The following is an 8,996-nucleotide window of genomic DNA, read 5'->3' on the forward strand; positions in this document are numbered from 1 at the left end:
CCCTCCGAGGCCGCCGCCGGGCGCTCCGCTTCCGGCGGCCCGGGCGGCGCGGTCCCGAGCCAGTGGCGCGCCTCCTGGGCGTAGGCGGCGGCGCGCTCGGCCTCGCCCGTTCCGCCCCGTACGGACGGCGCCTCGCCCCGTACGTCCTCCAGATGCGCCGTGCCGAACGGAATCTCCACCGTGAACTCGGTGCCCCGGGCCGGGACGCTGGTCACCGTGATGGTGCCCGAGTGCAGCTCGACCAGGTCCTTGACCAGCGCCAGCCCGATGCCGCTGCCCTCGTGCGACCGGGACCGCGCCCCGCGCACCCGGTGGAAGCGCTCGAAGAGGTGGGGCAGCTCCTCCCGCGGGATACCGCTGCCGGTGTCGTTCACGGTGAGCCGGGCGTGGCGGCCGGCGGCGGCCGTCCGTACCGTGACACCGCCGGTGAAGGTGAACTTCAGCGCGTTGCTGACCAGATTGAGGACGATCTTCTCCCACATCTCCCGGTCGATGTGCACCGGCTCGGGCAGTGGCGGACAGTCCACCTCCAGGGTCAGCCCGGCCAGGTCGAAGGAGGAGCGGAAGATGGCCGCCAGCTCGGCGGTGATACGGGACAAGTCCACCGGCTCGAAGGTGCCCTTGAGCCGTCCGGCCTCCACCCGGGAGACATCCAGCAGGGTGTTGACCAGCTTCAGCAGCCGCAGCGCGCTGCGCTCCGCCAGCTCCAGCTGGGACCGGCGCGCGGGGCGGTCCTCGTCGGCCAGCGCCTGCTGCACCGGGCCGAGGATCAGCGTGAGCGGCGTACGGAACTCATGGCTGATGTTGGAGAAGAACACCGTCTTGGCGCGGTCCAGCTCGGCCAGCGACTCCGCGCGCCGCCGCTGCTCCTGCTGGGTGTGGGCCGCCGACAGGGCCGCCCCGACGGTGGCCGCCAGCACCTCGAAGAAGTCCTGGTAGGGCGCGGTGGCGGGCAGCCGCGGATTGATGCCCATCACCAGCACGCCCTCCACGGTGTCCGACCGGACCAGCGGATGGGCCAGCGCCTCCTCGCCGGGCATCGAGAACAGCGCGCCCGGCAGCCGGGCCGGAGCCGCGTCGCCCACGACGGCCGCCAGCCGCGCCGCCAGGCCCGTCGTCTCCTCGATCCGGTCCAGCCGCACCTCCCGGACCGCCTCGGCGGCCTCCGCCGGGATGGCGGCGGACGCGGCGAGCCGGAGCCTGCCGGGCGCGGGCACCAGGTAGAAGGCGGTGAACGGGACGTCGTCCCGGTGGATGTCCAGCATCTCCGCGACGGTCCGGGCCACGCTCTGCGGGGTGCGCAGCCCGGCGGTCCGCGCGCCGAGCCCCGCCAGCAGCCGCAGCCGCCGCTCGCTGAGCACCCGCGCCGTGGTCTCGGTGACGACGCACAGCACCCCGCCCACCGTGCCGTCCTCCAGCAGCAGCGGCTGGAAGGAGACGTCGAAGTAGGACTGCTCCAGGAAACCGCGGCGCTGGATGACGAAGGCCCGGTCGGTCACCAGGGAGGGCTTGCGGCTCTCCCACACGCTCTCGAAGAGCGGAGCGGCGGACAGCTCCCAGTTCTCGGGGAAGACGTCCCGGCCGGACCGGCCCAGCGCCCCCGGATGCTTGGAGCCGATGATGTCCGTGTACGCCTCGTTGTACAGCATCGTGTAATCGGGGCCCCAGAACACGGCCATCGGCTGCTCGGTGAACAAGATGATGCGCAGCGCCTCGACCAGCCGCGGAGGCCAGGCGTCGGTGGTGCCGAGGGGCGTCACCGACCAGTCGATTCCGCTCATCGCCCTGCCGAGCGCACCGCCCTCGGCGAACAGCTCCCCGGCGGGTGTCCGCTGCTTCCCGGGCCCGTTCATCGAGTCAGCTTTCCTCTCACATTCTGGCACAGTGCCGCCACCGGACGAGGGGCCGCCGCCACCGTGGGTTGCACGGGCATCCGCACTGAGTACGCTGGACGATGCGCGACTTACTGGGGCATATCGCATGAACCGGTGGTGGGGGAGTGGGAGTGGTATGTCCGAGCAGCCCCCCGACGACTCCGGTCACCGCTCGCAGCCCCGCCGCGCGCGGTTCCGGCGGCTGCACCACACGTTCCACCGGTCCCCGGCCGGGAGGGGATGGCGCCGGGGCAGCGAATTCGAGCTGATGCACCGGGCGTTGGGGTTCGCCGCGCTCGGCTTCCTCACGCTGGTGCCGCTGCTGATCGTGGTCGCCGCGGCCGATCCGGTGAACCGGCACGGCTTCGCCCAGTGGCTGGCCGAGGGGCTCGGGGTGTCCGCCACCTCACGGGACGAGGTCCTGGACCTGTTCGCCCCGCCGAGGCGGTCGCTGGAGACCACCACCGCGTTCGGTCTGGCCACGCTGGCGCTCTTCGGACTGACCTTCTGCGGGGTGGTGCAGACCGGCTACGAGAAGGTGTGGGAGCTGCCCCCCGGCCGCTGGCACACCGTGTGGCGCCACCTGGTCTGGCTCATCGTGTTCATCGGCTACCTCCTGCTCTCGTCCCACCTCGGCTCCGGGCCCACCCGGGTGGCCGTCGCCGTCGGCGGCACGGTGCTCTTCTTCTGGTGGTCCCAGCGGCTGCTGCTCGGCGGGCGGATCAGCTGGGGCGCCCTGCTGCCGGGCGCCCTGGCCACCGGCGTCGGGCTGCTGGGGCTGCGGATCTTCTCCCGGCTGGTGTTCTCGCCGCTGATCGCCTCCAGCGCGGTGTCCTACGGCCCGGTCGGCACCGTGCTGGTCGTGCAGTCCTGGCTGGTCGGCGTCGGCTTCGTGGTGTTCGGCGGCGCGCTCGTCGGACGGCTGCTGCACGAGGAGTACCTGCGGCTGGTGACCTGGCGCCGCAAGCGACGGCGCCTGGAGCGCTCCGGCGGCGCCTGACCCCGCAGGAATCCGGTGGCGGCAGGGCGAAAACACCGTCGCCCGCGGCCCGTCGCGCCTGGCATGCTGGCGGTGTGAACGGACCGGAGATCCAGCTCAGCCTCGCCCCTGAACTGCGGCTTTTCGCCGCCCCCGAACGGCGCCGGGAGCGCACGGCCGTCATCACCGACGGCGCGTCCACCCTCGGCCATGTCGTCGAGTCGTTCGGGGTTCCGCTCACCGAGGTCGGCCGGCTGCTCGTCGACGGCCGGGAGACCGCCGTGACGCATGTGCCGGGGGCGGGGGAGTCCGTGGAGGTGCACCCCGTCGTCCGGCCGCAGCGGGTCCCGGGGGCGCCGCTGCGCTTCCTGCTCGACGTCCACCTGGGCACCCTGGCGCGCCGCCTTCGGCTGCTGGGCGTCGACGCGGCGTACGAGAGCGAGGACATCGGCGACCCCGCGCTCGCCGCCCGCTCCGCGGCCCAGCGCCGGGTGCTCCTCTCGCGCGACCGGGGGCTGCTGCGGCGGCGCGAGCTGTGGGCCGGGGCGTATGTCTACAGCGACCGGCCCGATGAGCAACTGCGTGACGTCCTGGGCCGGTTCACCCCGTCCCTCGACCCCTGGACCCGCTGCACGGCGTGCAACGGCCCCCTGGAAGACGCCGACAAGGACACGGTCCACGAGCGGCTGGAGCACGGGACGCGGAGCACGTACGACGTGTTCGCCCGCTGTGCCGCCTGCGAGCGCGTCTACTGGCGCGGCGCCCACCACGCCCGGCTGGAGGCGATCGTGGCGGCCGCGCTGGCGGAGTTCGGCGCTCCGGTGCCGTAGCCCCGCCCCCCTCGGGAAGTCTCAGGAGCCGGAGCGCCACCCTGGCTCGGCCCCGGTCGCCCGCTCGATGAGGATCATCGCCGCGTCATCGGCCAGCCGCCCCTCGGCGTGGTGGACCAGGGCGTGGCGCAGCCGGTCCAGGTATTCGGTCGGGGTGGCGCCCTCCACGGTCTCCATGGCCTGCGGCAGTGGGAAGAACTCGTTGCAGTGGTTGCGCGCCTCGAGGACCCCGTCGGTGTGCAGCAGCAGCCGGTCGCCGACCACGAACGGGAAGGTCTCGACGCCGATCGGGGGCGGGGTCAGGAACTCGTCCAGGCCGAGCGGCGGCAGCGGGCGCACCGGGCCCAGCGTCCGTACCTTGCGGTCGTGCAGCACCAGGGGCGGAGGGTGGCCCCGGTTGATCAGCTGGACCAGACAGCTGTCGGGCACCACCTGGGCGAGCAGCACGGTGACGAACTGCTCGGCCCGCTCGTCCCAGTCCTGGAGCCGGGACCGGTCCAGCAGCTCGTATTCGCGGCCCAGGGCCGCCGCGCACCGCTCCATCACCTCGACCAGATCGTGTTCGTAGTGCACGGCCTCCCGGAAGGCGCCCAGGACCGCCGCGGCGGAGCGCACCGCGGGCAGCCCCTTGCCGCGTACGTCCCCGACGATCAGCCGCACCCCGTAGCGGGTGCCCACCGCCTCGTACAGATCGCCGCCGATCTGCGCCCCGCGCTCGGCCGCCATGTACACGCTGGCGGTGCGCACCCCGCCCATCCGGGCGGGCAGCGGCCGCAGCACCACGTTCTGGGAGACCTCGGCGATCCGGCGGACCTGGCTCAGCTCCCGGTCCCTGCGCTCCCGGACGGCGCTGCTCGCCACGCTCGCCACGGACACCACGAGCAGCGCCAGCAGGTTCGCGTACACCGGCTGGGTGCCCCAGGCGTCGTTGTGGGTGGCGGTGAGCGCGCTGATCGCGGCGGCCAGCAGCACCACGCCCCCGGTGCCGACCGGTCCCATCGTCACCGCGGCCAGCGCCGGGGCCGGGGTGAGGAGGGGGCCGGTGTAGAGCACGTGCGCGGGCGTCAGCTCGATGGTGACGACCACCGCCATGACCACGAACGGCAGGCACCGCGCGATCGCGAAAAGTTTCTGATTGCGACCGCTCGCCCCCGGCCCGGAGCGGATGAATCGCATAACCAGGTACTTTATCCGACTCGTGCAAAGTTTTGGTTTTCCTCACCTTACTTTTCCCCGAGCCGTCCTCCCCGGCCCGGCGTAATCTGGCGCTATGCCCGAGCTACCGGACGTCGAGGGCTTCCGCCGTACGCTGGCCTCCTGCGCGCAGGGGCACCGCATCGAGCGCGTCGAGGTGGCCGATCCGGGGGTGCTGCGCGGGGTCACCGCACAGCGGCTGAAGCGGGAGCTGGAGGGCCGCCGGTTCGCCGCTCCGCGGCGCCACGGCAAGTGGCTGATCGCCCCGGCCGGGGGCCCGACGCTCATCCTGCACTTCGGCATGACCGGGGGACTGGTGTGCCGCTCCGAGGGCGATCCGCCCGAGCGGTTCGGCCGCGTCGTCCTCACCCTCGACGACGGCCATCAGCTCCGCTACCACGACCAGCGCAAGCTGCGGGGCCTGTGGCTCGCCGCCACCGAAGCCGACGTCGACCGCATCCTCGGCGAGCAGGGCCCGGACGCGCTCTCGCTGGGGCGGGCCGAGCTGGACCGCCTGCTGGAGGGGCGGCGCGGAGGGGTCAAGGCCACGCTGACCGACCAGTCCGTCGTGGCCGGGCTCGGCAATCTGCTCGGCGACGAGATCCTGTGGCGGGCGCGGGTCCATCCGAAGAGCCGGACGAGCGACCTGGGCCCCGACGAGCGGCGGCGGCTGCACACGGCGCTGCGCGGGGTGCTGAGCACCTCGGTGCGGGCGGGGCAGGTGCCGCCCCGGGCGTCCTGGCTCACCGGCCACCGCGACGACCCGGATCCGCACTGCCCGCGCTGCGGTCGCCCGCTGCGGCGCGGAAAGGTCGCCGGGCGGACCAGCACCTGGTGCCCGCGCTGCCAGCCGGAACAGTCCTGACCCGCCCCGCTGGAATCACGTCATTGCGGAGCCACTGCACGGTGGAGCCAGGTGACGAGCGGTCACTTGACGAAATCCGGGCGGACCCGGGCCGGCCAGGTGCCGACGGTGAGCATGCCCGCCGCGTACGCGCGCGAGACCAGGGCCGCACGGTTGGGCGCCTTCATCTTCCGCAGCATCGAGCCCACGTGGTACTCGACGCCCTGGCGGCTGAGATAGAGCTTGGCGGCCATCTGCACGGTCGAGGCGCCCGTGGCCACGCCCTCGAGTATCTGCGCCTCCAGCGGCGACAGCAGATTGCGGCGCTGGGCCATGGTGTCGTCCTCGGCCTTCTCGTCATCCGGCTTGACCAGGACGACGATGGCCGACAGCGCGTCGGACGGGCCCTGGACGGCCGTACCGGTCAACTCGCCCGAGAACACCCGGCCTCCCGAGCGGTAGCCGACCACGCGCTCGGTGAAGCGGGTGCGCCGGCCGTCGTGCAGCCGCAGGAAGTGCTCCCGCAGGACGGCGGGGGCGCTGGGGTCGAGCAGTTCGAAGAGGTTGCGTCCGCACAGTTCGGCCGACGTTCCGCCGAAGTGCCGGAAGAAGTCCTCGTCCCCGGCGAGGACTTGGAGGTCCGGCGCGAGCGTGGCCATGCCGGTGGCGTGGCGTCCGGTCACGGCGCGGGCCCGGTTCCGGTCATGGGCTAAGCCCGAAGATGCCTGTGCGGGCACGCGGCGGGCGGCCTGAGTGGTGTGGGGGTGAGCCATGGAGGACACCGCTTTCTGTTGTCTCAACAACGGCATGGTCGTGCGTAAACCGGCAAAAGCTGAGGTCGCGGCCCTGCCACCCGCCACCGGACCGGCGCCGGAACCGGGGTGTGTGACGGTTCCAGTGACGGGTGTTAGATGCGCTTCATGGTATATACCAACGTTTCGGCTGCTTGCCGCTGCCCATTTGTGGTCAACTTCTGCCCGTTTATTGCCCGTCTGGCCTGATGAAACGGTCAAACGCCCCGCTGATCGGGGAAAGCGGGCATCGGGAGCGCATCGTGAAGTCTCGGGGATTCCCTAGTCTGTCCCATTCCCCACCGAGTGCCGGAGAGGTGCGTCGGCTCGGCGTGCCGTGATCGGCGCGCAGTGACCGACCCGGCCCCGGGCGGTGCGCAGGGCGCCGTCGCCCGGGGAGCGGGGATCCACCGTGTCAGACCTTGCGGGTCTCGGACGGCGGCGCCATGACTCCGCCGCGCCGCAGCACCGCGTAGCCGATGCCGACGCCCACGGCCACCGGCCATTCGATGACCTCGGCGACGCCCAGCACTCCGAGCCCCGCGTACAGCGGGAGCCCGCCCTTGGCGGGCAGGACCCGGCGGGCGGCCGCGATCGGCATCAGCGCCACATTGGCGGCGTTCTTCGCCGCGCGGCCGACGCGGTCGCCGTCGACGCGGTCGAGGTGCGTCGCGCTCGCGGCGCGGTCGAGCCGTGTGGCCTGCGCCACGTGGCCGAGGCTGGGGACCGTGACGGTGAACTGGTGGTCGCCCTTCTGGGGGGTGGGCTTCGCGGCCTTCGCCGCCTTCGCCGTCTTCGACCTCTGGGTGCTCTTCGCTGCCTTCGTCTTCCCTGCCTGCGCGGACTTGGACGCGGCCGCGGTCTTCGACGGGGTCCGGCTCTTCGATGTGGCCTGGCTCCGGGTCGACTTGCCGGCGCCGCGCGCCGACGACCGTGCCGATGCGGAAGTGCTGCGCTTGCGGGAGCTGGTGGGAGTGGTCACTGATCTCACGTCCACACTTGATTGACGTCGGAATCTTCTTCCCATTTCAGGGTAATCGGAATCAATCGGACAGGCCGCTCCATGCAGAAACCGCCCCACAAGGGCACTGCGCCGCGGACGCCGACACACCGGAGGTCTCACCGATGACGACGCTGCCTGAGCTGCACTTGACGAAACCCCCGCTGCTGGAGCCCCTCACCCACGGAGTGGCCACACGGGTACGGGACGCCGCGGGCACGGTCGGCCGGCTGGTCCACCCGCCCAGGCGCGGGGTGTGGTCGTATCCGGGTCGCTACTACATCGAGGTGCACGGGGTGCACGGGATCGGTGGGGAGCAGGTGGCGAGCCGGGTGGAACAGGCCCTGGAGGAACACCCGGGCGTGCTGTGGGCACGGGTCAACGCCCCCTCCGAGCGGGTCGTCGTCGCCGTCGCCAAGCCGCCCCCTCGCCAGCCGGAGCTGATCGCCCTGATCGAGCGCGCGGAGACCCGGGGCCCCGCCGTGCCCACCGAGGAGTTCGACGAATGGGCCCCGGAACCGCGCCACCCCTCGGGTGGGCCGCGGGAGGCCCAGTCCCTCGCCGTGGTGGTCGCGGACGTCCTGGGCCTGAGCGTCGCCACCGCCCTGCGGCTGCTCCCGTGGCTCAGGCTCCCGGCCGAGGTCAGCGCGTCCGTATCCGCCATCCAGAACCACCCCCGGCTGCGGCGGCTGGCCCTGGCCATCACCCGCGGTGAGCCCACCGAGGCGACCCTGCCCGTGCTGAGCGCGCTGGCCCAGGGCGTGGCCACCCGCGGCGGCGGGCTCGTCCTGGACCTGGCCCAGCGCATGAGCCTGTGGCGGGAGGCCACGGCCGAGGGCGAGGCATGGGCGGCGATGGAGCCGCATCTGGTGCACGGGCCCCAGGACGTGGAGGCGGAGCCCATCGTGGTGGAGCGGCCCGGCCCCACCCCCAAGGACAGCATGGAGCGGTTCGCGGAGCGGTCCATGGCCGCCGGAGCGGTCGTCGGCACCCTCACCGTCCCCTTCGCCGGACCGCGCCGCGGGCTGGCCGTCGCGTTCTCGTCGATACCGAAGGCGCCCGGCGCCGGGCGGGAGGGGTTCGCCACCAGCCTCGGCCGGTTCCTGGCCCTGCGCGGCGTCCTGGCCATGGACCGCAGCGCCCTGCGGCGGCTCGGCCAGGTGGACACCGTGCTGCTCGACGAGGCGACGCTGCGCGGCGACCAATACGAGCCCATCGACCTGGAACTTCTCGGCGGCGCCGACCCCGAGCAGGTCGCCGGGCGGCTCTTCGACCTCTTCGACCCGGATGAGCCCCTTCAGGTCCGGCGCGACAACGGATGGGTGCTGGGGCCGCTGGACCAGCTCGAACTGACCGGCCGCACCGGTCGGCAGACCGCGGGCAGGCTGCGCCGCAAGGGCAGCGAGCGGACCCTCGGCCTGGCCCGCGGACACCGGCTCCAGGCCGTCGCCGGGCTCGCCGTCCAGGCGGCCCCGGGCGCCGAG

At 72.9% G+C, this 8,996-nt stretch carries 9 protein-coding genes; 5 read left to right on the forward strand and 4 right to left on the reverse strand.

Annotated elements, in window-relative coordinates; all coding sequences use genetic code 11:
* On the reverse strand, positions 1 to 1,853 hold a 1,853-nt coding region (locus EEJ42_RS37670; protein WP_184503470.1), incomplete at its 3' end, for a sensor histidine kinase.
* Between the two features lie 157 nt (positions 1,854 to 2,010).
* On the opposite strand from EEJ42_RS37670, the gene EEJ42_RS37675 reads away from it, so the two are divergent.
* Positions 2,011 to 2,874 (forward strand): YihY/virulence factor BrkB family protein, encoded by an 864-nt coding sequence (locus EEJ42_RS37675; protein WP_123106681.1) that lies wholly within the window; start codon positions 2,011 to 2,013, stop codon positions 2,872 to 2,874.
* Between the two features lie 74 nt (positions 2,875 to 2,948).
* A complete protein-coding gene (locus EEJ42_RS37680) occupies positions 2,949 to 3,683 on the forward strand; it encodes a Mut7-C RNAse domain-containing protein (protein WP_123106682.1) in 735 nt (244 codons plus the stop codon).
* A 21-nt stretch (positions 3,684 to 3,704) separates the two neighbouring features.
* On the opposite strand, the gene EEJ42_RS37685 is transcribed toward EEJ42_RS37680, so the two are convergent.
* Positions 3,705 to 4,859, reverse strand: coding sequence for a PP2C family protein-serine/threonine phosphatase (locus EEJ42_RS37685; RefSeq protein WP_123106683.1), 1,155 nt, complete (start codon positions 4,857 to 4,859; stop codon positions 3,705 to 3,707).
* Positions 4,860 to 4,953: 94 nt separating this feature from the next.
* Between EEJ42_RS37685 and EEJ42_RS37690 the strand changes: the two genes are divergently transcribed.
* The gene (locus EEJ42_RS37690) at positions 4,954 to 5,742 is read left to right on the forward strand and encodes an Fpg/Nei family DNA glycosylase (protein WP_123106684.1); all 789 of its coding nucleotides are present in this window, start codon (positions 4,954 to 4,956) and stop codon (positions 5,740 to 5,742) included.
* A 62-nt stretch (positions 5,743 to 5,804) separates the two neighbouring features.
* On the opposite strand, the gene EEJ42_RS37695 is transcribed toward EEJ42_RS37690, so the two are convergent.
* Positions 5,805 to 6,494, reverse strand: coding sequence for a helix-turn-helix transcriptional regulator (locus EEJ42_RS37695; RefSeq protein ID WP_123106685.1), 690 nt, complete (start codon positions 6,492 to 6,494; stop codon positions 5,805 to 5,807).
* A gap of 433 nt (positions 6,495 to 6,927) precedes the next feature.
* Positions 6,928 to 7,221, reverse strand: coding sequence for a hypothetical protein (locus EEJ42_RS37700; RefSeq protein ID WP_123106686.1), 294 nt, complete (start codon positions 7,219 to 7,221; stop codon positions 6,928 to 6,930).
* Positions 7,222 to 7,240: 19 nt separating this feature from the next.
* Here EEJ42_RS37700 and EEJ42_RS37705 point away from each other — a divergent pair, with 19 nt between their 5' ends.
* Together EEJ42_RS37705 and EEJ42_RS37710 are read left to right on the forward strand one after the other, a co-directional pair.
* A complete protein-coding gene (locus tag EEJ42_RS37705) occupies positions 7,241 to 7,519 on the forward strand; it encodes a hypothetical protein (RefSeq protein ID WP_148082169.1) in 279 nt (92 codons plus the stop codon).
* A gap of 118 nt (positions 7,520 to 7,637) precedes the next feature.
* The coding region (locus EEJ42_RS37710; protein WP_425473021.1) for a heavy-metal-associated domain-containing protein at positions 7,638 to 8,996 on the forward strand (1,359 nt) is incomplete at its 3' end.

Source organism: Streptomyces botrytidirepellens (assembly GCF_003721215.1).
In the GTDB taxonomy this organism is placed as follows: domain Bacteria; phylum Actinomycetota; class Actinomycetes; order Streptomycetales; family Streptomycetaceae; genus Streptomyces; species Streptomyces himastatinicus.